The following is a 24,872-nucleotide window of genomic DNA, read 5'->3' on the forward strand; positions in this document are numbered from 1 at the left end:
TTGGAGGTCGTGAAAATGAAAAAACGCCTAAAAGTTATGCTGCTGGTGCTGGCGGTTTGCATGGTCATTCTTCCGAGTTTAAGTGGCTGTGAAAATGCAACGCAACGGGCAAATACGACAGATTATTGGCACACAATTAAAAAACGGGGCACCGTCATTGTGGGATTGGACGACAGTTTCGTACCCATGGGATTCCAAAAGAAAAACGGCGAATTATCCGGTTATGATATTGATTTGGCGCGAGCTGTCTTTAAGTTGTATAATATCAAAGTTGATTTTCAAAGCATTGACTGGTCGATGAATACAACTGAATTACGAAATCGAACCATTGATCTCATATGGAATGGGTTTACAGTGACCCCTGAACGCAAAAAGGTAGTCGCTTTTAGTCATACTTATTTAAATAATGAACAAGTTTTGGTAAGTCGCCGAACACAAAACATTACGAGCCTTCAAAAAATGACCGGCAAATCTTTGGGTGTTCAAAGTGGCTCTTCTGGTGCACAGGATGTGGATCGTCAACCGGGAATACTGAAAAATCGAATTAAAGATAAGACGCCTGTTTTGTATGATGGGTTCAATGATGCGTTTATTGATTTAAATGCGAACCGTATTCAAGGGCTTTTAATCGATAGTGTGTACGCTGGCTACTACATTAAACATGAAAAAGATCCCGATGCCTACCGAGAAATTGATGGACCGTTTCCGAAAGAAAAATTTGCGGTTGGGATGCGTAAAGGTGATACAACTTTAAGGAAAAAAATAAACCATGGATTGTACGTGCTTTATAAAAATGGAACTTTAAAAAAAATTAACGAAAAGTGGTTTGGCAAGACAGCGAAAGTGGTCAGCCAACCTGAAAGTTAAAAACAAGAATAATATTGGTTTGCATTGAGTAGCGAGAAACGCTATTCTAATGGGGATTGATATTATTTTTCTTTTGGCTAAAGGCATTGAGCGGCAAAAAGAATTATAAAATAATTTAATGATGAGGTAAGTTCGTGCAAGTACAACTAAAACCGGGAGTTAGGCTTACGGTGGTTCCTGTCTCCCAATTTAAAAATACCCAAATTTCAGTGCATTTTTTAGAAAAAGCCACGCAGGAACAAACAAGTTATCGTTCCTTATTGGCAAATATTTTAGAAACGAGTTCACAAAAGTTTCCCAATCAAAGGTTAGTTTCTGAAGAGTTATCCAATTTGTACGGGGCAGGATTTGGCACCAGTATCATGCGTAAGCAGCAGATTCATGATGTCACTTTTTCACTCGCGATTGCCAACGACCATTATCTTAATACACAAGGTGCGCTCCTCACTCAGGGACTAGCGTTTTTAAAAGAAATGATTTTTAAGCCGCTTTTAGATCAGCAGCAATTTGATTCAGCCACGTTTAAGCGTCAACAGGCTAACTTAGTGACCTATATTCAAGCGCTAGCGGACGATAAACAAACCTATGCAGCTTTAAAATTACAGCAATTGTATTTTGATCAAAATGAAGTTCAAAAAATTCCTGCTTTTGGGGAAGCTGACACGATTGCACAGATCAAAAATCGGGATTTATTGGCTTATTATCAGCAGATGCTAGCCACGGATGCTGTCGAGATCTTTGTGGTTGGGCAGGTAACATTAGCAGAGGTGCAAGCCCAGTTAAGTCATTGGCCATTAGCGGCACGTGCGATTGAAAAAATTGACATCAAAAAGGTGCAACACGATCAACGTGTTATGCGCGTCCAGACGGAAACCCAGCCAGTTGTTCAAGCAAAACTGAATTTGGCGTATGATTTTCCGACAGATTTTCGTAATGCGGCTTACTACGCCGGTATTACATTCAATGCGCTTTTCGGCGGTTCCCCATTATCCAAGCTCTTTTTGAATGTCCGTGAAAAGGCAAGTTTGGCCTACTACGCGTCAAGTAATATTGATGTTTTTAATGGATTAATGGTAGTCCAAACTGGCATTAATACGGCAGATAAAGCGCGTGTCCTAAAAATAATTGAGCAGCAACTGACGGACATCGAGCGCGGAGAATTTACAGATGAGAATGTAGCCCAGATCAAGGCGGGGTTGGTTTCTAATTATATTGCCTCTTTAGATACCGAACGGACCTATACAGCCCGTGCTTTAACCAATAACTTAGTCAAAAGTGCGGTTACCGCGGATCAGTGGATAAATGCTATTCAAAAGGTTACACGCGAAGAAATTATGGCTGTGGCCAAAAAAGTTCGTTTGCAGGCGGTTTACTTTTTGAGCGCAGAGGGGGAAGAAAATGCATAAGCGAGAATATCAACAATTTCAAGAAACATGTTATACACAAACATTAGCCAACGGGCTGCGCGTCAATTTGTTGCCTAAGCAAGGGTTTCATAAGACTTATGCAATTTTTACCACGCATTTTGGAGCTATTGATCGCACTTTTATCCCTCAAGGCCAAAGTAGCTACGTGACCCAGCCAGCCGGAATTGCCCATTTTTTGGAACACAAGCTCTTTGATCAAAAGGGGTATGATGCGTTTGAATTGTTTGGTCGCTACGGTGCTGACTCAAATGCGTTTACGAGCTTTACCAAAACGAGTTATCTGTTTTCGGCCACTCAAAATATTCGAAAAAATTTAGAGATTTTATTGGATTTTGTTCAAGAACCCTATTTTACGGAAGCATCTGTTGAAAAAGAAAAGGGCATCATTGGACAAGAAATCCAAATGTATGATGACGATCCCGATTGGCAGCTGTACATGGGATTGTTAAATAACCTCTATCCTAAACATCCGGTTCATGTTGATATTGCGGGTACCATTGACACAATCCAGCAGATTCAGGCCCAAGATTTGTATCTGGCCTACCGCACGTTTTATCATCCCCAAAACATGGATTTATTTGTTGTTGGCAATCTTAATCCAGAGGAAACGCTAAGTTGGATTGAAGAAAATCAGGCTCAAAAGTCATTTTCGGAATTTAAGCAGCCGCAAGTAAAAATTGCTACGGAGGCATCTTTACAGGAGATAACGGCGCATAAAGAAATTCGTTTGGCAGTCAATCGTCCCAAAGCAATTATTGGTTTAAAGGGTTTGGACACGATTCCTGATGGGCGAGCTGGTCTAGCCTATCAGATTAAAGTGAATTTGCTGTTATATCTCTTATTTGGTGAATCCTCCGAATGGTACTTGCAGGCCTATAATAAGGGGATTATTGATGATACGTTCTCCTATGAGTTCGACTTATCCCGTTCCTTTCACTATGTGAGCTGGAGCAGCGATACGAACCGACCGCAAGATTTTAAACAAGCGATTCAGACTGTTTTGAAACACGCCCGGGTAACTTTGCCCACACTTGAACGTGAATTCACCCTTGCCAAAAGAGAAATGTTGGGGCGTTTGCTGCAAAGAATGGATGCCATTGAAGCGATCGCCAACAGTTATGAGGGTGACTTATTCGGGCAAACGACAATTTTTGATCAAGCTGAAATTTATGAAAATGTGACACTTACAGATTTGTGTCAGGTAGCCGAAAAATTAATTGATTTACGTGCACTTAGTACGTTCGTTATCCAACCCAAAGAGGAGGCTAAATCGTGAAACATGCCTTAATATTAGGTGCCTCTGGTGATATTGGTGCGGCTGTTGCAACAGAATTAGCGGCCAAAGGATGGTCCCTTTATTTACATTACCATCAAAATCAGACTAGCATTCAAGAACTGCTAGCTCGGTTTAACGCTGCTTATCCGCAGCAGGAATTTTTAAGTGTTTCTTATGATATGCGAAATAACACCGGGTTGACTGAATTCCTCCAGACAATTTTTGAAGTTGATGCCGTTATTTTTGCCCAGGGGACGACTGACTATCAATTACTTACCGAGACAACCAGCCAGCAATTACAAGAAATGTGGATGATGCAAATTGCCGTTCCAATCGAAATTATTAAGCAGTTGCAGCCTAAACTGGCACGAAGCGGGCGCGGCCGGATTGTTTTTGTGGGTTCGGTATACGGCGCGGTCGGTAGTGCCATGGAAGTCGGTTATAGTACAATCAAAGGCGCACAAAGTGCCTTTGCCAATGCCTATGCCAGAGAAGTGGGCACCCTCGGGATTACCGTCAATGTAGTGGCACCGGGGGCGGTTGATACCCAAATGAATCGGGTATTTTCAAAAGCGGATCATCAACAAATTGCAGCAGAAATTCCGATCGGCCGATTTGCACAACCAAGTGAAATTGCTTTTTGGATTGCTGATTTGACGAGCAAATCTGCCAGTTATTTAACAGGCCAAACTATTTATGTGGATGGCGGCTGGTTGAAATAGCACAGACAGGCAGAAAATGGCTGCGAGTATGCTATACTAGTAGCGGATTAAATTGATAGTGGGTGAAAAGTGATGAGTGAAAGACAAAATAAGGAGATTGGCAAACGACTGCAAGAGGCTCGTTTGGATCAAGGTTTTACAATTGATTATATTCAAGAAAAGACCAAGATCCAGAAGCGCTATCTGATGGCAATCGAAGCCGGCCAAATGAATGATTTGCCGGGAGATTACTACGTGAAATCATTTGTAAGTCAATACGCGGCTGTGGTTGGGCTAAATGCGCATGAGTTACTGGCAGGCATCTTACAGCCTGAAGGTGATGAGAAAACCAGGCGGGCGACTTTTGCCCAAGAAAAATTACCGTCGCGGACGACACAACATCAGCAGGTCGCTCGGCAAAGCGAATTTTCGCGCCGGTACGGCAAATATACCACGTACCTGCCAACTATTATTGTTGTCATCGTTGTTGTGGCAGTATTAGGTACGATTTGGGGAATGAGTCAGTCTAGTAATGCGACCCAACCAAACTTAAATAAAGACCGGGTAAGTGTGACAGACACGGTCAGTTCCTCAAAGAAAAAAGAATCAAGCTCAAGTTCTTCTTCTAGCTCGGCTTCTTCAGACAAGAAAACCCAGTCAATTACAAGGGTGGGCAGCTCAACGACAACCTATACACTCAAAAATGCACCTAGTTCCGGCAGTAAGCTCACTTTTAAAGCAGGAACAAGTAACGCGTGGATTTCGGTAACGAGTGACGGGACACAGAGTTGGGCAGCAACCTTGCAAGCAGGAGCATCACACACAGAGCAGATTGCTAAAAGTGTTTCCAAGGTGGTTATCACCATGGGAAACGCGCCGCAAACGACGATTACTGTTAACGGCAAGAGCTTTGACTTCAATCCTGAAAATGATACGACGCAGACCAAAACAATTACATTGAACATTGAAAAATAAGCAGGAGGAGACACAGTGAATTTACCTAACAAGCTAACAGTTTTTCGTATTATTCTGATTCCCATTTTTATCATCGTTATGGTAATCCCTTACACATGGGGGACACTCACCTGGTTTGGGACCTCATTTTCAGTCACAAAGTTAATTGCCGCAATTATTTTTGCGGTTGCTTCTTTAACGGATTTGGCAGATGGTAAAATTGCGCGACGCCAACATTTAGTTACTAATTTTGGTAAGTTCGCGGATCCGCTAGCAGATAAAATGCTCGTTATGTCAGCTTTCATTATTTTAGTTTCATTGGGCAAAGCGCCTGCTTGGGTGATCGCTATTATTGTGTGTCGTGAACTGGCAGTGACTGGTTTGCGACTCCTAATTGTTGAAAACAATGGTCAGGTGATGGCTGCGGCAATGCCGGGAAAAATAAAAACGACCTCACAAATGTTAGCGATTATCTTACTCATTTTGAATAACGTCTGTTTTGAGGCGCTTCATATTCCAATGGCCTCGATTATGCTGTATATTTGCTTATTCTTTACAATTTATTCGGGAATTGATTACTTTGTGCGCAATCGCGATGTCTTTTCAGACGGTTTCAAATAGAACAAAGATGAGTTTGGTGATAACCAGGCTCTTTTTTTAATCGCGATAGCTAAAAATGTCGGCACAATTCTATTGTTTAAAAAAATGGGTTATTAAAAAGCGTACTTAAATTTAGGAGGTAAATTTTGAAAGCAGAATTAATTGCAGTTGGTACAGAAATCTTACTTGGTGAAATTACTGACACGAACACACCGTTTATTGCGCGTGAGTTAGCTAATTTGGGGATTGAAACTTATTTTCAATCAACTGTCGGCGATAACCCTGAACGTTTACAAGCGACGATCGAAATAGCTGCCAAGCGAAGTGATCTGGTCATTCTGTCCGGTGGTTTAGGTCCCACCAAAGATGACCTCACGAAACAAACAGTAGCAAAGTATGTGCATGAGGAGTTGGTAATTGATCCCAAGGCAATGGCTAAGATTGAACGTTACTATGCCGAAACTAATCGCACGATGACGGCGAATAACCGCATCCAAGCCATGTATTTTAAAGATTCCCGGGCACTCACTAACCGAACTGGTTTTGCGGTGGGAATTTTCTATCAGCAAGCCCAAGGGCCAGATTTTCTCTTGTTACCGGGACCGCCCAGCGAGTTTGAACCCATGGTTTCGGAACAGGTTGTGCCCTTGCTGCAGCGGACTTATTTTAATGATCAATTGTTACGTTCGCGAGTGTTACGTTTTTTTGGAATTGGGGAATCACAACTGACTACCGATCTCAGTGCGTTGATTGTGAATCAAACGAATCCAACGGTGGCCCCCTATGCCAAAACGAATGAAGTGACCCTCCGGCTAACGGCCAAAGCTGCCAACGAAATGGAAGCACAGCGACTTTTGGATGGGCTAGAAGCGCAAATTCAAAAAATCGCGGGGGCTTACTTTTATGGGTATGGTGAAGATAATTCGTTGGCAAAGGTGGTTACACGAAAACTTCAGGAAAGAAAGTTAACAATTAGTACGATTGAGGGGTACACAGCAGGATTGTTGGCTGCGGACCTAAGTAATGCTCGTCCAGACGACACGATCTTAAGCGGCGGCCAAGTAGTTACCAAATTAACCAGTACACCCCAGAAAAATTTGACTTCTAAAGAAGAAACCATTGCCCTGGCAAAACAAATCCAAACCAAAACCCGAAGCGATTGGGCGATTGCAATTGCTTTGCCAACCGTAGAAAATACCACCACCGGTGAGAAAATTGGGCACGTCTGGCTGGCGTTAAGTGATCGACAACAGCAAGTAACCACCCAGCTTGTGACATTTTCAACAATCCGGTCGTTTACTAAGCAACGCCTTGTGATGGATGCCCTAAGTTTAATCAATCGGGTTTTGAAGTAATGCGAACTTTTGTTCGTTTTTGCTTGCTTTTTTGGTGAAATATAAGTATTATTATGACTGTTAGTGATTCCCGTAAATAGGAGGAAAGAATTTGGCTGATGAACAACGAAAAGCAGCTTTAAATGCTGCCTTAAAAAAAATTGAAAAGAACTTTGGTAAAGGCTCGATTATGCGCATGGGGGAAGCTGCGGATACCCAGATTTCAACAATTTCAACGGGCTCCTTAGCACTAGATGATGCGCTCGGAGTTGGTGGATATCCACGTGGGAGAATTGTTGAAGTTTATGGTCCTGAAAGTTCAGGTAAAACAACGGTGGCTTTACACGCTGTGGCCCAGGTTCAAAAAGAAGGTGGCACAGCTGCTTATATCGATGCTGAAAACGCACTCGATCCTGTTTATGCTGAACATTTAGGCGTCAACATTGATGACTTACTTCTTTCACAACCAGATACTGGTGAAGAAGGACTTGAAATTACAGATGCACTGGTTTCCAGTGGTGCCGTTGATTTAGTTGTCGTTGACTCCGTAGCGGCATTAGTTCCGCGTGCTGAAATTGAAGGCGAAATGGGCGATGCCCACGTCGGGTTACAAGCACGACTTATGTCACAAGCCCTACGAAAATTATCAGGTTCAATTAACAAAACCAAGACGATCGCGATTTTCATTAATCAAATTCGTGAAAAAGTCGGTGTGATGTTTGGTAACCCAGAAACAACACCAGGTGGCCGGGCACTAAAATTCTATTCAACGATTCGCCTTGAAGTTCGTCGTGCGGAACAGATTAAAGATGGCACTGATATTATTGGTAACCGGGTCCGCATCAAAGTTGTTAAGAATAAGGTTGCACCACCATTTAAGCGGGCTGAGGTTGATATTATGTATGGCAAAGGTATCTCTCAAACTGGCGAAATTATTGATATGGCAGTGGAAAAAGATATCGTCAACAAGAGTGGTTCTTGGTATTCATATGGGGATGAAAGAATTGGCCAGGGACGTGAAAATGCTAAACAATACCTTGTCGATAATCCAGAAAAACGTGAGGAAATCTATAAAAAAGTACGGGCAGCATACAACATGGATCCTGAATCCGCTGCTGAAGCAACCGAAGATCCATCTGAGCTGGATTTGGACGTTTCGGACAAAAACTAAAAGTTAAGAAGTAACCTTTGCGGTCAAGATGATTTTTCATTTTTAGAACGTAGAGGTTATTTTTATAAACGGCGACTTTTTGGAAATATAAATGATGAGATAACTTGATTAAACCGCCTTGAGAATGCTAAACTAAGTATTGTGTGAATAATCAAAATAACATCATAAAAATCGGTTAGAAGTTAACCAACTATTGATGATTCGGAGGTGGAAACATGCCTGTTTTCAATATAATCCTCGCAATCATCGCTATTGTTGTTGGCTATGTCATTGGGTATTGCGTACATAAGGTTGTGCAAGAGAAAAATGTACGTGATGCGCAGGATACAGCTAGTGGTATTTTAGAAAATGCCAAGAAACAAGCGGCAACTGAAAAAAGAGAAGCTCTTTTGGAAGCCAAAGACGAAAGTCACCGCTACCGAACCCAAGTGGAAAACGAACTTAAGCAAAGACGAGCAGAGGCTCAAAAGCAAGAGGAACGTTTGTTACAGCGGGAAGAGGCGTTGGATCATAAAGATAATGCTTTCGAAAAACGTGAAGATAGTTTGGAACGCAAAGAAGAAAAATTAAGTTCCGAACAAAAACGGATTGACGAACAACAACAAGAAGCATCCTCATTAGTTACAAAACGTACCGAAGAACTAGAACGAGTGGCAGCAATGTCACAAGAAGATGCTCAAACACTTATTTTGAACGAAGTGCGCGAGGGACTTGCCGATGAACGAGCTAAAATGATTCGGGAAAGTGAAGAAAAGGAGCAAGCAGATGCGAAAAAGGTAGCCAAGGACTTAATTGCGCAGGCTATCGAACGCAGTGCAGCAGATGTTGCGACAGAGTCAACTGTTACAGTTGTCAGTCTTCCAAGTGACGATATGAAGGGTCGTATTATTGGCCGTGAGGGACGGAATATACGTACTTTAGAGACCCTAACCGGCATTGATCTGATTATTGATGACACGCCAGAAGCAGTGGTTTTAAGTGGTTTTGACCCCATCCGCCGTGAAATTGCCAAAATGGCATTAGAGCGTTTAATTCAGGACGGCCGGATTCATCCGGCTCGAATTGAAGAAATGGTCGAAAAGGCTCGCAAAGACATGGACGATAAGATTCGTGAAGTTGGTGAGCAGACTATTTTTGACCTTGGTATTCATTCTATGAATCCTGAATTAATTAAGTTGGTTGGACGTTTGAAGTTCCGGACCAGTTATGGCCAAAATGTTTTAGATCATTCAATTGAAGTTGCTAAGTTAACTGGTATATTAGCAGCAGAATTAGGTGAGGATGTTACTTTAGCTAAACGCGCAGGATTATTACACGATATTGGAAAAGCGGTCGACCATGAAGTTGAGAGTTCTCATGTGGCGATCGGTGTGGAATTTGCTAAGAAGTACAAGGAGAGTCCCGTAGTTATCAATGCGATTGCATCTCATCATGGTGATGTGGGTGCAGAGTATGTTACTTCTGTCTTGGTGGCAGCTGCCGATTCGATTTCAGCAGCGCGTCCAGGTGCACGGAGCGATTCATTAGAAAACTACATTCATCGACTCGAAAAGTTGGAAAACTTAGCCAACAGCTTTAAGGGTGTTAAGAAGAGTTATGCGATTCAAGCGGGGCGTGAGATTCGCGTGATCGTAAAACCTTCCAAGGTATCTGATTTACAGGCTACGACTTTAACGCATGATATTCGCAGTGCGATTGAAAAGCAACTTGAATATTCTGGTAAGGTCAAAGTGACAGTTATCCGCGAAGTACGAGCAGTAAATTACGCAAAATAAAAGGGATTTTGATAAAAAGTTTGGAAAGCAACTTTCCAAACTTTTTTGTTTTTGAACATAGCAAAAATTAAGATTGTATTTTAACCCCCTGTCATCTGTTCTAAAGTCACCGCCTAAATTTAAAGTGCGAAGAGCGCATTAAAAGTCGGTTTCCGGCAGTAGGAACTCTAAATGTAAAATGTTAAAATAAAACGGAAAGTTCCATTTTTGAACTGAATGCTAGAGAAGTAGAAAGTAGGAGAGAATGTGCCACAAAAAACAAGCGATACGCCAATGATGCAACAATATATGGCGATTAAAAAAGATTATCCAGATGCCTTTTTATTTTATCGAATTGGAGATTTTTACGAGCTTTTTTATGATGATGCCATTAAAGGAGCCCAAATTTTGGAATTGACGCTTACTTCTCGAAGCCATAACGCCGTTGATCCCATCCCTATGTGTGGAATGCCGCACCACGCGGTTCAAAACTACATTGATATCTTAATTGAAAAAGGATATAAAGTGGCCATTTGTGAACAGATGGAGGATCCAAGGCTGGCCAAGGGAATGGTCAAACGAGAAGTGATTCAGTTGATCACCCCAGGAACAGTTACAGATTCCAATGTGAATGAAGCTAAGTCAAATAATTATCTGACGGCCTTAACGCAAGAAGCACAGACACACCAGTTTGGATTTGCGTACACCGATCTTTCAACTGGCGAGCTTAAAACAAGCCACCTAGCCACAATAGAAGCCGTAATTAACGAAGTGGTCAATTTACAATCTAAAGAGATTGTGGTGGACCCAACGATTGACGCAGCCACCCAAGAGCAATTTAAAAAATTGAATATCATGGTTTCGCACCAAGATCGGGTAGAAACTAAAGCTGAACTCAGTTATCTAACCCAGGAATTGACGGATACGCTTGAAAAAGCGACAGTTGAGAACCTCCTCACTTATATTACAGTGACTCAAAAACGCAGTTTAGCGCATTTACAGAAGGCAATTGCCTATGAACCCGCTTACTTTTTACGCATGGATCACTATTCTAAGTATAACTTAGAGCTGACACGTTCTATTCGTTCCGGGAAAAAACAGGGCACGCTACTATGGTTGTTGGATGAAACCAGGACGGCCATGGGTGGGCGCCTTTTAAAACAGTGGTTAGATCGGCCGCTCATTCAAAAAAAGGCAATTGAAGATCGGCAGATAAAAGTTGGTGAATTACTCGACCATTACTTTGAGCGTAGTAATTTACAAGAGGAATTAGTGAAAGTCTATGACTTGGAGCGGTTAGCAGGAAGGGTGGCCTTTGGCAACGTCAATGGCCGCGATTTAATTCAGTTAAAAACTTCATTACGCCAAATTCCAAAAATCCAGCATGTTTTGGCTGATTTGGATAGTAAGGTTTTTGGTGAAATGCTTGCTAAGTTAGATCCCGTTGATGATATTGCCGATTTGATTGAGCGTGCAATCGTGGATGAGCCCCCTATTTCCGTAACCGAAGGAAATGTAATCAAGGATGGTTATGATAAACAACTTGATCAGTACAGAGACGCCATGACCAATGGCAAAAAGTGGATGGCGGAGTTGGAAGCATCTGAGCGGCAGGCAACGGGCATTAAGAATCTCAAGGTGGGTTATAATAAGGTTTTTGGTTATTATATTGAAATTACGAAGGCTAATTTAAGTGCCGTACCGGAAGGGCGCTACGATCGGAAACAGACGTTGACCAATGCGGAACGCTTTATTACACCGGCACTAAAAGAAAAAGAAAGTTTGATTTTGGAAGCCGAAGAAAAATCCACAACATTGGAATATGAGTTGTTTTCAAAAATTCGGGAACAAATTAAGCAGGTTATTGAGCGACTCCAAAAATTAGCAAAACAAGTAGCGACTTTAGACGTTTTACAAAGTTTTGCGGTTGTTAGTGAGAATTATCACTTTGTTAAACCAACCTTAACGAAAGCACACAGTATTGACATTGTGGGTGGCCGCCATCCGGTAGTTGAGAAAGTTATGGGTCGTCAAAGCTATGTACCTAATGACGTTAAGATGCCAAAGGACACGGATATTCTTCTTATTACCGGACCGAACATGTCAGGGAAGAGTACTTATATGCGTCAGCTGGCGTTAACGGTTGTTTTAGCGCAGATGGGATGTTTTGTGCCTGCCGACTCAGCCACATTACCGATCTTTGATCAAATTTTTACCCGGATAGGGGCCGCGGACGACCTCATTTCTGGGCAGAGTACGTTTATGGTGGAAATGCAGGAGGCCAATCGGGCGATTCAAAACGCGACCCCACAAAGTTTGATTTTATTTGATGAAATTGGCCGGGGGACGGCAACTTATGATGGCATGGCTTTAGCCCAAGCAATTATTGAGTTTGTGCATAATCATGTGCATGCCAAAACGTTGTTCTCCACCCACTATCATGAACTGACGGTTTTAGATCAAACGTTGGCTAAATTAAAGAACGTTCATGTCGGTGCCGTGGAAAAAGATGGGGATCTTGTCTTTCTGCACAAAATGGAAGACGGTCCCGCCGACAAGTCCTATGGGATTCATGTTGCTAAGCTGGCGGGGATGCCGGATGAGCTTTTAAGTAGGGCAGATAAAATTTTGAAACAGCTTGAAGTGCAAAATGAAGATACAGATGCGGTGGTCGGAAGGCAAAATGAGGCGGTTTCCTCGTCAGCGCCCCAAGCACAAGAAAAGTTACCGCAGGAAGAACATAAGCAATCAGAGCCTAAACAGGCAGAGACAGTCGATGAGCAACTTGCGCTGTTTGGAACGGAGCCAGCTGATCCTCAAGGCGAAGAAGTTTTAGCGCAAATTCGGCAAACAAATTTAATGGCGATGACGCCGATGGACGTTATGAATCAATTATATAAATGGCAAAAAAAGTTAGGAAATAAATAGAAAGCTGAGATAATATGGCAAAAATACATGAACTTTCGGATGTTCTTGCCGATCAAATTGCAGCGGGTGAAGTGGTAGAACGGCCGGCATCGGTGGTAAAAGAATTAGTTGAAAATGCGATTGACGCCCACAGTACCCAGATTGACATATTAGTTGAACAAGCCGGACTCAAGTCCATTGAGATTGTGGATAATGGGGACGGGATCGAAAATGAGGACGTTGCAATGGCGTTTCAACGGCACGCAACGAGTAAGATTACGACACGTGAAGACTTGTTTAAAGTGCGATCGTTAGGGTTTCGAGGCGAGGCGCTTCCCAGTATTGCTTCGGTTGCCGATGTGATTTTACAGACATCAACTGGTCAACAAACGGGCACCCAAATTCACATTAAGGGCGGCGTGCAACTTGAACAGTTACCCGCGGCTCTCAGAAAAGGGACTGATATTAGTGTCAAGGACCTCTTTTATAACACCCCCGCTCGTTTAAAATATATGAAATCACCGCAAACCGAGTTGGCTAACATTACAGATATCGTGAATCGATTAGCATTGAGCTATCCTAATATCGCATTTACACTGAGCCACGACGGTCGTGAATTGTTAAGAACTTCTGGGCGAGGCAGTTTACAACAAGTGATTGCCGGTATCTATGGCGTTCAAAACGCTCGCAAAATGGTTTCATTCCATGGGGCAGACGTTGATTTTGAAATTTCTGGCTACACGAGTTTACCGGAATTTACGCGGGCATCACGGCAATACATTTCGGTATTATTAAATGGTCGGTACGTGAAAAACTTTCAAATTACAAAGGCGATTATTGAGGGCTACGGTTCAAAATTAATGGTGGGGCGTTATCCAGTGGCTGTTGTCAACGTTAAAATGGATCCTTTATTAGTGGATGTGAACGTGCATCCTGCTAAACAAGAGGTTCGCATTAGCCAAGAGAGTCAGCTGCAAAAATTAATTACCACAACTATTTTTAAGGTGTTGTCTAAAGAAAATTTAATTCCTTCTGCAGTCAAAAACTTGCAAACAAAGCAAAAATTAAATACGGATCAACTTCAATTTAATTTGAATGAAGCTTCCGTGAAATACACTGAGACCAAAAATGACGACCAATCTAGACAGTCATCCGGCGAGCAGCAAACTGGTCAAGCTAAGAACTTATTTAGTGCTTTACCCGCAAATGGCAAGAAGCCAATTGTGATTAAGCATAAAAAAGAGCTGGAGAATTCCCAATTACAGAGCTTTTCCCAAAAATATCAAGGTGAAAATCAGCCCCGGCCTTTTGGCGAAACACCAGCACAGGCGGTTTCTTTACCACCAGATACCAAAACGACCGAGAACCAAGCGCGTTTTCCAAATTTACAGTATGTGGGCCAGATGCATGGCACCTTTTTATTTGCGGAATCGGAAGATGGGCTTTATATCCTGGACCAACACGCTGCCCAGGAACGGATTAATTATGAGTACTACCGCCAAAAAATTGGAGAGGTGTCCGCAGATGAACAGAATTTGCTGGTCCCCATCGTTTTAGATTATGCGACCAGTGACGTGCTGCGAATTCAAGAAAAAGAAGACGTTTTAGCAAGTTGTGGGCTTCATCTAGAGGCTTTTGGCCCTAACAGTTTTGTAATCCATCAACATCCTACGTGGTTTAAAGCGGGGCAAGAGGAAGATACGATTCGCGAGATGATTGATTATGTCTTAAATGACAGCCGCATGACGGTTGCCAAATTCCGAGAAAAGACCGCCATCATGATGAGTTGCAAACGGGCCATTAAAGCGAATCATCATCTGGATGATAAGCAAGCGCGACAATTGCTGAAGGATCTGGCTCAAACGGAAAATCCTTTTAATTGTCCCCATGGTCGCCCGGTTCTCGTTCATTTTTCAAATTCGGATATGAAAAAAATGTTTAAACGGATCCAGGATCCACATCAACCTTTAGAAGAGCAAGAATAGTGATTTGTTTATGGTACAATGGTAAAAGCAAACGTATGTTTAGTTTAGACACTGGAGAGAATTTGAATGTATGAATATTTAATTGGCTACGTGACGCAGATCACACCAGAATTTTTAGTTCTTGAGGTAAATGGAATTGGCTATAAACTCTTTGTCGGCAATCCTTATCGGTACCACGTTGATCCAAAACAGCAAGTGAAAATTTTTGTTCACGAAGCTGTTTCGGACAGTGGCATCAGTTTGTACGGCCTTTACGATGCCGAAGATAAAGAGCTGTTTGAGAAACTGTTACTGGTTAAAGGGATTGGACCTAAAAGTGCCCTGGCAATTTTAGCAAGTGAAGATCATTCGGGACTAGTAAATGCCATCAATCATGATGACGTCGCTTACTTGAAAAAATTCCCTAAGATTGGTCCTAAGGCAGCTCAGCAAATTATTTTAGATTTAAAAGGAAAAATGGCTCTTCTCACAGCTGAACCCGCACAAGCTGTGGTCGAACCAACCGCTAATCAGGCTTTAGCTGATGCCCTGGATGCCTTGGCTGCGTTAGGATATACAACAAAAGATGTGGCTAAAATCAAGCCAACGCTGGAAAAGCAAACCGATATGAGTACCGACCAGTATTTGAGTTGGGGTTTGAAATTATTAATGAAAAAGTGATAGAAGGTGAAATGGGTGAACGAAGCCGACGAAAATCGATTAGTATCAGGAAAAAATGAGGATGATCAGGAAGCTTCGATTGAAAAATCTTTGCGACCAACGACCTTAGCTCAGTATATTGGGCAGGAGCGTGTGAAACACGCATTATCCGTTTACATTAAGGCAACTAAGCAGCGTGAAGAATCTTTGGATCACGTGCTCTTATATGGCCCGCCCGGTTTGGGAAAAACAACCCTAGCAATGGTAATTGCAAACGAAATGGGGGTTCATATCCGCACAACTAGTGGCCCAGCAATCGAAAAGCCTGGTGACCTGGTGGCACTTCTCAATGAGTTGCAACCGGGGGATATTCTTTTTATTGATGAAGTTCATCGATTACCCAAAATTGTGGAAGAGATGCTGTACTCAGCGATGGAAGACTTCTTTGTCGACATTGTCGTTGGTCAAGGTCCCACAGCGCATCCGATTCACTTTCCGTTACCGCCGTTTACCTTGATTGGAGCGACAACCAGGGCGGGGTTACTTTCCGCACCGTTACGGGACCGCTTTGGCATTGATGCACACATGAGCTACTATTCAATTGAAGACTTGACCGAAATTGTGCAACGCTCTGCCGATATTTTTAGTACGGAGATTACACCTGAAGGAGCCCACGAGATTGCGAGCCGTTCGCGGGGAACACCGCGGATCGCCAATCGTTTGCTAAAACGAATTCGTGATTTTATGGAGGTTTCCGAAAAAACAACTATTGATGAAGAAATTGTTTCGCAGGCGCTTCAGTTTTTAAGAGTCGATAAGCAAGGTCTAGATGAAATTGATAATAAAATTTTAAAAACGATGATCACTTATTACAATGGCGGACCGGTCGGCTTAGGGACCATTGCCGCTAATATTGGTGAAGAAGCAGAAACGGTGGCCGAGGTTTATGAACCGTATTTGATGCAGATCGGCTACTTGAATCGAACACCACGCGGCCGTGTGGTGACTGTAAAAGGCTATGAACATCTGGGGATTGACCCTAATCAATCAAAAAATTAAGGAGAAAAATTATGACACTCACAGTTGATGATTTTGATTATAATTTACCGCACGAGCTGATTGCTCAAACACCAATTAAAGAACGGGATGAATCCCGTTTACTGGTTTTGGACCACAAAACCGGCAGTTTAGCAGACAAACATTTTTATGATATTTTGGATGAATTACAGCCTGGCGATGCTGTGGTCATGAACGATTCACGTGTCATGCCAGCAAGAATTTATGGTATCAAGGAAGAAACCGGTGCGCATTTGGAAGTGCTTCTGCTACATAATGATAGTGGTGACCAGTGGGAAACACTTGTTAAACCGGCTAAACGGGCTAAAGTGGGGACTGTGATTGATTTTGGTGATGGCTTACTGAAAGCAACCGTGGTCAAAGAACTCGAACATGGCGGTCGTGAAATTGAATTCCATTATGACGGCATTTTTATGGAAATTTTAGAAAAATTAGGCGAAACACCACTGCCACCTTATATCAAAGAAAAATTGGATGATCCCGAGCGTTACCAAACGGTTTATGCTCGCGAGAGTGGCAGTGCAGCCGCTCCTACCGCTGGATTGCACTGGACAAAAGAACTTTTACAAAAGGTTGAAGATAAAGGAGTTAAATTAGTTTATTTGACGCTTCACGTCGGCCTCGGCACTTTCCGACCGGTAGATGAAAAAAATATTGAAGATCATAAAATGCATAGTGAATTCTATCGCTTAAGTGAAGAAGCCGCTGCTACGTTGAATGAAGTTCGCAAAAATGGCGGCCGCATTATTGCAACGGGCACAACCTCAATTCGAACTTTAGAAACTGTCGGTACAAAATTTAATGGTGAAATTAAGGCGGATAGTGGCTGGACAGATATTTTTATTAAGCCTGGCTACGAATGGAAAGTAGTTGATGCGTTTATTACTAATTTTCATCTACCAAAATCCACTTTGGTAATGTTAGTTGCGGCATTTACTGGGCGCGACATGATTTTGAATGCTTATCAACATGCCATTGATGAAAAATATCGCTTCTTTAGTTTTGGCGATGCGATGTTCATTAAATAAAAGATAGAAACGGAGAATTTCTGTGGAACCAGCAATAAAGTATCATTTGATTAAGACTGAGAAGCATACTGGGGCACGGTTAGGTGAGATTGAAACACCGCATGGCACCTTTCCCACCCCCATTTTTATGCCAGTAGGAACGCAAGCAACAGTGAAAGCCATGTCGCCAGAAGAACTAGAGGCGATCGGAGCTGACATTATTTTGTCAAACACTTACCATTTATGGGTGCGACCGGGAGAAGACATTGTCAAAGAAGCCGGCGGTCTCCACAAATTTATGAACTGGAAAAAGGGTATTTTGACCGATTCGGGTGGCTTTCAAGTATTTTCACTAGCTAAACTACGTGATATTACCGAAGAGGGTGTTCATTTTCAAAACGAAATTAGTGGGGCCAAGATGTTTTTGAGTCCTGAAAAGGCAATTCAAATTGAAAATGATTTGGGACCCGATATCATGATGAGTTTAGATGAGTGTCCACCATTCTTTGAAAGTTATGATTACGTGAAACATTCCGTTGAGCGGACGAGCCGCTGGGCAGAACGCGGATTGAAAGCCCACCAAAACCCAAGTTGGCAAGCTCTGTTTGGAATTGTTCAGGGGGCTGGATACAAAGACTTGCGGGAACAAAGCGCCCGCGATTTGGTGAGTCTGGACTTCCCTGGTTATTCGATTGGTGGCTTATCTGTAGGTGAGTCTAAGGATGAAATGAACCGGGTGCTAGAGTTTACAACGCCCATGCTTCCTGAAACGAAGCCGCGATATCTGATGGGAGTTGGTTCCCCAGATTCCTTGATTGATGGGGTCATCCGCGGTGTTGACATGTTCGACTGCGTATTGCCTACCCGGATTGCACGAAATGGCACTTGTATGACCTCTCATGGGCGCTTGGTTGTCAAAAATGCGAAGTATGCGCGCGATTTTACACCGATTGACGATCATTGTGACTGCTATACTTGCCGTAACTTTACACGTGCCTATGTTCGTCATTTAATGAAAACTGATGAAACCTTTGGGCTGCGATTAACCAGTATTCATAATACTTATTTTTTGGTTCATTTGATGAAGCAGGTCCGCCAGGCCATTCAGGATGATAATTTACTAGAGTTTCGGGCAGCTTTTTTTGAAGAATATGGGTATAACCAGCCAAATGCAAAGAATTTTTAATTTAGCTGGAAGTACGAGGTAATATTTGATACAGTTAAGATAAAGAAAATGAGGTGTTTATATTGTTATTAGCAACAAGTTCAGCTTTCGGAAGCTATGGAAGCATTATTTTTATCGTTTTAATTTTCGGATTAATGTATTTTATGATGATTCGGCCACAAAAGAAGCAACAGCAAAAGCATCAAGAAATGATGAGTAAATTGCAGGTTGGCGATAAGGTTGTAACAATTGGTCGCTTACACGGGGTTGTAGATTCAATTGATGCCGATGCTAAAACAGTTACTTTAGACTGTGACGGAATTTACTTGGTTTTTGATCGCACAGCTATCATGCATGTTGATCATGTCGAAGCCGTTCAAACCGCAACTACAGATACGGATTCAACCGCAGCTGAGGAGCAAGCTTCTGCTACAGATTCTGCCGCATCATCTGAAGCATCAGTTAATCCAGATGATGAAAATTCAACAAAAGAATAAAAGTGTCACTAAAATTTGAAACTTCGCGGTTTCAAATTTTTTTTAAGGGAAAAAAGTTGTGTATTTAAGAAGAAAGCATCATAATTGGAAAGAACAGATATTGCGAAAGAGAGGCAAGTCGTTATGACACAGCAAGCGTTATTTATTATTTTTGGAGGAACAGGCGATTTAGCTTATCGCAAATTGTATCCTTCATTATTCCGTTTATATGAAAAGGGGTATTTGAAAGATAATTTTGCTGTCATTGGGACGGCACGACGTCCTTGGACTAACGACCATTATCATGAAGTCGTGATGAACGCCATTGCAGACGATGGTCATGAAGCAGATCGAACAAACAGTGAGCTTGTACGGAAATTTGCCAGTCATTTCTATTATCAGTCACACAATGTTAATGATACAGAACATTATGTCGCGCTTAGAAAACTCGCGGACAAATTAGATGAAAAGTACGAATTAAAGGGTAACCGCATTTATTATTTGGCTATGGCTCCCCGGTTCTTTGGGACGATTGCAGCTCACTTAAAGTCCGAAAAGTTAATTACAGACCATGGGTTTAACCGTTTGATTATTGAAAAACCTTTTGGTCGCGACTTAAAGACGGCTAAGGAACTTAATGATGCAATTTCGGCTGCATTTTCAGAAGATCAAATTTATCGCATTGACCATTACTTAGGTAAAGAAGCCATTCAAAGTATTGCGGCGCTTAGATTTGGCAACCAAGTGATCGCTTCACTGTGGAACAAAGAACATATCGATAATATTCAGATTACCTTGGCTGAATCGTTAGGTGTAGAAGAACGGGCCGGTTATTATGAGACCGCTGGTGCTTTGCGGGATATGGTCCAGAATCATATTCTGCAGATCATTTCGTTACTCACGATGGAACGCCCTCGTGCATACACTGCTGGGGAACTCCGAGATCGCAAAGTGGAGGCACTTCAGAATATTAAAATTTATTCCGAAGAGGAAGCCCGCCAAAATTTCGTGCGTGGTCAGTATGGTGAGGATGCGGATCAGGAACAACAGGCGTATCGAAATGAAGAGGGAACCGATGCTCAGTCACAAATTGAGACTTTTGTAGCCGGCAAACTGGTAACTACAAATGAAAGTCTTGCCGGAGTACCGATTTACGTGCGAACTGGCAAACGGCTTGCCCAAAAATCGACTCAAATTAATGTGGTTTTTAAAAATGTGGATCAAAACATTTTTAAGTCAGTAGCGGATGCTGATGCCAAGCTTTTGCAAAACGTGCTGACCCTTTATATTGAGCCTGATCAAGGCTACCGGTTTGATTTAAATGTTAAGAATGGTAACCAAAGCTACGGAACTATGCCGATTCATTTAGAGTATCATAAGTCAGCAGCGGAAAAAGCGAAAGTACCTGAGGCTTATGAGAAGCTGATTCATGATGCGTTAGATGGTAATCGAACCAATTTTGCGCACTGGCATGAGGTTGCTCAAGCTTGGCGAATTGTAGATGTGATTCGCCAGACTTGGGACAGCGAAGAAGCTGAATTTCCGAATTATGTAAGTGGTACGATGGGACCCCAGGCAGCAAATGAATTGTTGGCTCGCGACCACCGTACATGGGTTTATAATCCAAACAGATAATCAACGGCGAAGAGTGGGAAAAGGGGTTTAACTTCGAGTATAACAACCCAAGCCAAATGATGCGGTTTTTGACTCATTTGGTTTGCGTCGTCAAGCAGGGCAGTTAACTTTTTTTCGTGGTTTCGGCGATTAAAGTTCGGAGACCGGAAGAGGTTGGGAGATTTTTCCTTTCCTCTTCCTTTTTTGTTTTTGGCTTGTGTTCAAACGTACGTTCGGGTAAACTTACGGTGGGTGATAATCATGAAAGCAACAGTTGAAAATATTCCAATTCATATCGATACATCGCGGAAAATTATCCATGTGGATATGGACGCCTTTTATGCTTCCATTGAAGAACGAGAAAATCCGCAGTTGCGTAGGCAACCTTTAGTTATTGCGCGCGACCCGCGACAAACAGGCGGTAAGGGTGTTGTTGCGACGGCCAACTATCTTGCAAGAAAATCTGGCGTCCATTCGGCAATGAGTGCCCAAAAAGCGCTGGAACTCTGCCCCAAAGCGGTCTTTAAAACACCAAACTTTGAATTATATCGACAAGTTTCAGAGCAGGTTCATGAAATTTTTCACACTTACACTGAAAAGATTGAACCAGTAGCGTTTGATGAGGCTTACTTGGATGTGACCCAAAATAAAAAACACATCGAAAGTGCAGTTGAAGTGGCCCACCGGATACAAAGCGAGATCTATGCTAAAACCAAGCTAACCTGCTCCACGGGCATCTCCTACAATAAGTTTTTAGCCAAACTCGCCTCAGAATACCAAAAGCCAGTCGGTGTCGCTGTTATCCTTCCAGAAGATGTTCGTGAGTTTTTGGATGAGTTGCCAATTGAAAAGTTTCGTGGTGTTGGCGTAAAAACCATTCCTAAAATGCACGCGTTGAAGATTTTTACCGGCCGGGACTTATACTTAAAAAGCGAGCTAGAATTGATTCATCAATTCGGACGTTTTGGCGACGTTTTGTATCACCGGGTAAGAGGGGCCGATGATCGTCCGGTAGCCTATCAACGACAACGAAAATCAATTGGCAAAGAAAGTACCTATAACCCTAATTTGACGACGGCAACAGAAATTGAACAGGCTTTACATGAACTTGCTGGCAAAGTGGCTTCTGCAATGAAGAAACGTGAAAAGCATGGCAAAACGTTGGTTTTAAAGATTCGTTACTCCGATTTTGAGACCATCACGAAACGCCAAACTTTTGGGGAATTTTTGGAGAATACCGAGGAAGCCTATTTTTTCTATGCTAATCAGTTATTTGAAGAATTTGGTGATTCAGATCGGGGCGTTCGTTTGTTAGGAATTACACTCACGAATTTAGCAGGGGTTAATTTCCAAAATATGGTTTTACCACTCTTCCAATAGTCCCCTGCAACAAATTTTGTGTTTGCGGCCGAAACCTAGTATACTTGGTTGAAGTGAACACACGTTATGTAACTTTGAGTGAAATAGAAAGAAGAAAATATGACACTGCAGCAAGAAATTTTTGAACAAATAAAAAAACACCAACGAATTATTATTCATCGTCACCAGCGTCCGGATCCTGACGCAATTGGCTCACAAATTGGGTTGGCTGAAATTATTCAGGCATCTTTCCCCATGAAAACTGTTTTAGCAGTCGGGAAACAAGTGAGTGGTTTGAATTGGATCGGCGAAATGGAAATTGCAGACGATGATGATTATGATGATGCCTTGGTAATTGTTACGGATACTGCTAATCCACCTCGGGTTGATGATAATCGTTACACAAATGGCCAGGAATTAATAAAAATCGATCATCATCCCAATGACGATCCGTACGGTGATTTAATGTGGGTGGTGCCTAGTGCTTCCAGCAGTTCGGAACTCATCTATGATTTTTATCATCAATTTAAAAAAGAACTTACGCTAACTTCAGAGGCTGCCAGAGCGCTCTATGCAGGAATTGTTGGCGACACTGGCCGCTTCTTATATCCGGCAACTACGCCTCACACATTACGCGTCGCGGCAGCTTTGATGGCTACCGGATTTGATGTTACGGCAGTTAACCAAAAATTGGATAGCATCGCGCTACCCGTGGCACGCCTATCAGCATATGTTTATCAAAACTTAGAAATTACGGATGCGGGGGCCGCAACGGTTTGCTTGACAGCAGAAGTTTTGGATCAGTTTGATTTAAAGGACGCGGGGACAGCAGGGGTTGTGCCTTTACCGGGTAAGATTGATACCGTGGTTTGCTGGGCAATTTTTGTGGTCCAAAGAGACGGGAGTTATCGCGTCCGTCTTCGGTCGAAAGGACCTTCCATCAACGGTTTAGCCAAACGCCATGATGGTGGTGGACATGCATTAGCAAGTGGAGCTAAAGCTAAGGATATGGCAGAAGTGAATGTGATTAGAACTGAGCTTGCAGAGATTGCTGCAGCGTATCAGCAGAAGGGAAAGGTATAATTCATGACTAGCAATTTTACAGAATTTGGTCTACAACCTTTTTTAATTTCCGCGCTTAAAGAGATTAATTTTAAACAGCCAACACCAGTGCAAGAAAAACTAATTCCGGTTATTATGTCAGGCAAAAGTGTCATTGGCCAATCACAAACGGGAAGTGGCAAGACGCATACATTTTTGTTACCGATTTTAAATCAAATTGACCCAGATAAGCAGCAGGTTCAGGCCGTCATTACAACCCCGAGCCGTGAACTGGCCTATCAAATTTTTGCAGCGGCACGCCAATTAGCAAAATATTCTGAAAAAGAAATTGAAGTTAGCAATTTTGTTGGCGGAACGGATAAAAAACGTCAGGTGGAAAAATTGAACCATCGGCAACCCCAAGTGGTTATCGGGACACCTGGCCGTGTCTGGGACCTGATCAAAAGTCAAGCACTTGATGTCCACTTGGCAACCCAGTTTGTGGTGGATGAAGCAGATATGACCCTTGATATGGGCTTTTTAAATGAGGTTGATAAAATCGCCGCGAGTTTACCAACCAAGCTACAGATGATGGTCTTTTCGGCTACGATACCTAAATCGTTAAATGTCTTTTTGAAAAAATACATGGTAAATCCGGTTATTGAAGAAATCCCAGTACAAAGTATTATTAGTCCAACTATCGAGAATTGGCTGATTCCAACCAAAAGTAAGAGTAAAAATAGTGTCATTCATCAACTATTGACGATTGGTGAACCATATCTTGTCTTGATTTTCTGCAATACCAAAGATCGAGCGGATGAATTAACAGCTTACTTAAAAAATCAGGGACTTAAGGTTGCAAAGGTGCACGGGGGAGTTCCGCCACGCGAACGCAAACGTGTGATGAAAGAAATCCACAACCTTGATTTTCAATTTGTAGTGGCAACCGATTTAGCAGCGCGGGGAATTGATATTGAAGGCGTCTCGATGGTGATTAATGATGGCATTCCGGATGATCTGGAATTTTTCATTCATCGCGTTGGTCGAACTGGACGTAACGGAATGTCCGGTGTGGCAATCACCCTTTACGAGCCCGGTGAAGAGGCAAAAATTTCGGAAATTGAGAAATTGGGTGTAAAATTCCAACCTAAAGCGATTAAAAACGGTGAAGTAGTGGCTTCCTACGATCGTAATCGACGCATAACGCGAAAAAAAGATCATCATAAGCTGGATCCAACGATGGTGGGCTTAGTTAAAAAGAAAAAGCGCAAAGTTAAGCCAGGTTACAAACGGCAAATTAAGAAAGCGATTGAACTAAAAGACCAGCGTGATCGGCGGGTGGCTAAACATCAGGAATTTCTTAAAACTAAACGACAAAAGATTAAGCAAAATCGAGCCAAGCGAAATTCGAGCGAGCATTGACAAGCGGAGTTTGACTGCAATATAATAACATTTGGTTAAGGACATGCTATCATGCCTAAACTTTTCAGAAACGTTTTGGCTGATGAGAAAAACGAG

The 24,872-nt window shown here is 42.4% G+C and carries 20 protein-coding genes; all 20 read left to right on the forward strand.

Annotation, left to right across the window (positions count from 1 at the left end):
- Nucleotides 1-15: 15 nt before the first annotated feature.
- Nucleotides 16-867, forward strand: a complete 852-nt coding sequence (locus ACLJJ6_RS03230; protein WP_412990006.1) for an amino acid ABC transporter substrate-binding protein — start codon at nucleotides 16-18, stop codon at nucleotides 865-867.
- 134 nt (nucleotides 868-1,001) lie between these two features.
- A complete protein-coding gene (gene yfmF / locus ACLJJ6_RS03235; RefSeq protein ID WP_412990007.1) occupies nucleotides 1,002-2,273 on the forward strand; it encodes an EF-P 5-aminopentanol modification-associated protein YfmF in 1,272 nt (423 codons plus the stop codon).
- A complete protein-coding gene (yfmH, locus tag ACLJJ6_RS03240) occupies nucleotides 2,266-3,570 on the forward strand; it encodes an EF-P 5-aminopentanol modification-associated protein YfmH (RefSeq protein WP_412990008.1) in 1,305 nt (434 codons plus the stop codon). The genes yfmF and yfmH overlap by 8 nt, the downstream gene beginning before the upstream one ends.
- A complete protein-coding gene (ymfI, locus tag ACLJJ6_RS03245; RefSeq protein ID WP_412990009.1) occupies nucleotides 3,567-4,292 on the forward strand; it encodes an elongation factor P 5-aminopentanone reductase in 726 nt (241 codons plus the stop codon). Before yfmH ends, ymfI begins: the two co-directional genes overlap by 4 nt.
- A 72-nt stretch (nucleotides 4,293-4,364) precedes the next feature.
- On the forward strand, nucleotides 4,365-5,246 hold the full coding sequence (locus ACLJJ6_RS03250) for a helix-turn-helix domain-containing protein (protein WP_412990010.1): 882 nt from the start codon (nucleotides 4,365-4,367) through the stop codon (nucleotides 5,244-5,246).
- A 15-nt stretch (nucleotides 5,247-5,261) separates the two neighbouring features.
- On the forward strand, nucleotides 5,262-5,846 hold the full coding sequence (gene pgsA / locus ACLJJ6_RS03255; protein WP_412990011.1) for a CDP-diacylglycerol--glycerol-3-phosphate 3-phosphatidyltransferase: 585 nt from the start codon (nucleotides 5,262-5,264) through the stop codon (nucleotides 5,844-5,846).
- Nucleotides 5,847-5,971: 125 nt separating this feature from the next.
- Nucleotides 5,972-7,180: a competence/damage-inducible protein A gene (locus ACLJJ6_RS03260; protein ID WP_412990012.1), complete on the forward strand. Its 1,209-nt coding sequence runs from the start codon at nucleotides 5,972-5,974 to the stop codon at nucleotides 7,178-7,180.
- 91 nt (nucleotides 7,181-7,271) lie between these two features.
- Nucleotides 7,272-8,330, forward strand: a complete 1,059-nt coding sequence (recA, locus tag ACLJJ6_RS03265; protein WP_412990013.1) for a recombinase RecA — start codon at nucleotides 7,272-7,274, stop codon at nucleotides 8,328-8,330.
- A gap of 215 nt (nucleotides 8,331-8,545) precedes the next feature.
- A complete protein-coding gene (rny, locus tag ACLJJ6_RS03270) occupies nucleotides 8,546-10,105 on the forward strand; it encodes a ribonuclease Y (protein ID WP_412990014.1) in 1,560 nt (519 codons plus the stop codon).
- A 246-nt stretch (nucleotides 10,106-10,351) separates the two neighbouring features.
- Complete coding sequence (mutS, locus tag ACLJJ6_RS03275) at nucleotides 10,352-13,012, forward strand: DNA mismatch repair protein MutS (protein ID WP_412990015.1); 2,661 nt, start codon at nucleotides 10,352-10,354, stop codon at nucleotides 13,010-13,012.
- Between the two features lie 14 nt (nucleotides 13,013-13,026).
- A complete protein-coding gene (mutL, locus tag ACLJJ6_RS03280) occupies nucleotides 13,027-14,976 on the forward strand; it encodes a DNA mismatch repair endonuclease MutL (RefSeq protein WP_412990016.1) in 1,950 nt (649 codons plus the stop codon).
- 66 nt (nucleotides 14,977-15,042) lie between these two features.
- The gene (gene ruvA / locus ACLJJ6_RS03285) at nucleotides 15,043-15,636 is read left to right on the forward strand and encodes a Holliday junction branch migration protein RuvA (protein WP_412990017.1); all 594 of its coding nucleotides are present in this window, start codon (nucleotides 15,043-15,045) and stop codon (nucleotides 15,634-15,636) included.
- Nucleotides 15,637-15,651: 15 nt separating this feature from the next.
- Nucleotides 15,652-16,674: a Holliday junction branch migration DNA helicase RuvB gene (ruvB, locus tag ACLJJ6_RS03290; protein ID WP_412990018.1), complete on the forward strand. Its 1,023-nt coding sequence runs from the start codon at nucleotides 15,652-15,654 to the stop codon at nucleotides 16,672-16,674.
- 11 nt (nucleotides 16,675-16,685) lie between these two features.
- The gene (gene queA, locus ACLJJ6_RS03295; protein ID WP_412990019.1) at nucleotides 16,686-17,720 is read left to right on the forward strand and encodes a tRNA preQ1(34) S-adenosylmethionine ribosyltransferase-isomerase QueA; all 1,035 of its coding nucleotides are present in this window, start codon (nucleotides 16,686-16,688) and stop codon (nucleotides 17,718-17,720) included.
- Nucleotides 17,721-17,742: 22 nt separating this feature from the next.
- Nucleotides 17,743-18,885: a tRNA guanosine(34) transglycosylase Tgt gene (gene tgt, locus ACLJJ6_RS03300; RefSeq protein ID WP_412990020.1), complete on the forward strand. Its 1,143-nt coding sequence runs from the start codon at nucleotides 17,743-17,745 to the stop codon at nucleotides 18,883-18,885.
- A gap of 59 nt (nucleotides 18,886-18,944) precedes the next feature.
- Nucleotides 18,945-19,361 carry a preprotein translocase subunit YajC gene (gene yajC, locus ACLJJ6_RS03305; protein WP_412990421.1) on the forward strand — a complete coding sequence of 139 codons (417 nt, stop codon included), beginning with the start codon at nucleotides 18,945-18,947 and terminating at the stop codon, nucleotides 19,359-19,361.
- 123 nt (nucleotides 19,362-19,484) lie between these two features.
- The gene (gene zwf, locus ACLJJ6_RS03310) at nucleotides 19,485-20,975 is read left to right on the forward strand and encodes a glucose-6-phosphate dehydrogenase (RefSeq protein ID WP_412990021.1); all 1,491 of its coding nucleotides are present in this window, start codon (nucleotides 19,485-19,487) and stop codon (nucleotides 20,973-20,975) included.
- A gap of 240 nt (nucleotides 20,976-21,215) precedes the next feature.
- Nucleotides 21,216-22,334, forward strand: a complete 1,119-nt coding sequence (gene dinB / locus ACLJJ6_RS03315; RefSeq protein WP_412990022.1) for a DNA polymerase IV — start codon at nucleotides 21,216-21,218, stop codon at nucleotides 22,332-22,334.
- Between the two features lie 99 nt (nucleotides 22,335-22,433).
- Complete coding sequence (locus tag ACLJJ6_RS03320) at nucleotides 22,434-23,396, forward strand: DHH family phosphoesterase (protein WP_412990023.1); 963 nt, start codon at nucleotides 22,434-22,436, stop codon at nucleotides 23,394-23,396.
- Between the two features lie 3 nt (nucleotides 23,397-23,399).
- Entirely contained in the window at nucleotides 23,400-24,776 is a 1,377-nt protein-coding gene (locus tag ACLJJ6_RS03325) for a DEAD/DEAH box helicase (RefSeq protein ID WP_412990024.1), read from the forward strand.
- The last annotated feature ends 96 nt before the right edge of the window (nucleotides 24,777-24,872 follow it).

It is taken from the genome of Pediococcus siamensis, assembly GCF_047220215.1.
GTDB classification, from domain to species: Bacteria; Bacillota; Bacilli; order Lactobacillales; family Lactobacillaceae; genus Pediococcus; species Pediococcus siamensis.

Excerpts from the sequence above, each read along its gene's own strand:
- rny (WP_412990014.1), top strand. The coding sequence starts at position 8,546 with ATGCCTGTTTTCAATATAATCCTCGCAATCATCGCTATTGTTGTTGGC.
- ACLJJ6_RS03250 (WP_412990010.1), top strand. The coding sequence starts at position 4,365 with ATGAGTGAAAGACAAAATAAGGAGATTGGCAAACGACTGCAAGAGGCT.
- queA (WP_412990019.1), top strand. The coding sequence starts at position 16,686 with ATGACACTCACAGTTGATGATTTTGATTATAATTTACCGCACGAGCTG.
- ACLJJ6_RS03320 (WP_412990023.1), top strand. The coding sequence starts at position 22,434 with ATGACACTGCAGCAAGAAATTTTTGAACAAATAAAAAAACACCAACGA.
- ruvA (WP_412990017.1), top strand. The coding sequence starts at position 15,043 with ATGTATGAATATTTAATTGGCTACGTGACGCAGATCACACCAGAATTT.
- ACLJJ6_RS03325 (WP_412990024.1), top strand. The coding sequence starts at position 23,400 with ATGACTAGCAATTTTACAGAATTTGGTCTACAACCTTTTTTAATTTCC.
- zwf (WP_412990021.1), top strand. The coding sequence starts at position 19,485 with ATGACACAGCAAGCGTTATTTATTATTTTTGGAGGAACAGGCGATTTA.
- yfmH (WP_412990008.1), top strand. The coding sequence starts at position 2,266 with ATGCATAAGCGAGAATATCAACAATTTCAAGAAACATGTTATACACAA.
- dinB (WP_412990022.1), top strand. The coding sequence starts at position 21,216 with ATGAAAGCAACAGTTGAAAATATTCCAATTCATATCGATACATCGCGG.
- ACLJJ6_RS03230 (WP_412990006.1), top strand. The coding sequence starts at position 16 with ATGAAAAAACGCCTAAAAGTTATGCTGCTGGTGCTGGCGGTTTGCATG.
- mutL (WP_412990016.1), top strand. The coding sequence starts at position 13,027 with ATGGCAAAAATACATGAACTTTCGGATGTTCTTGCCGATCAAATTGCA.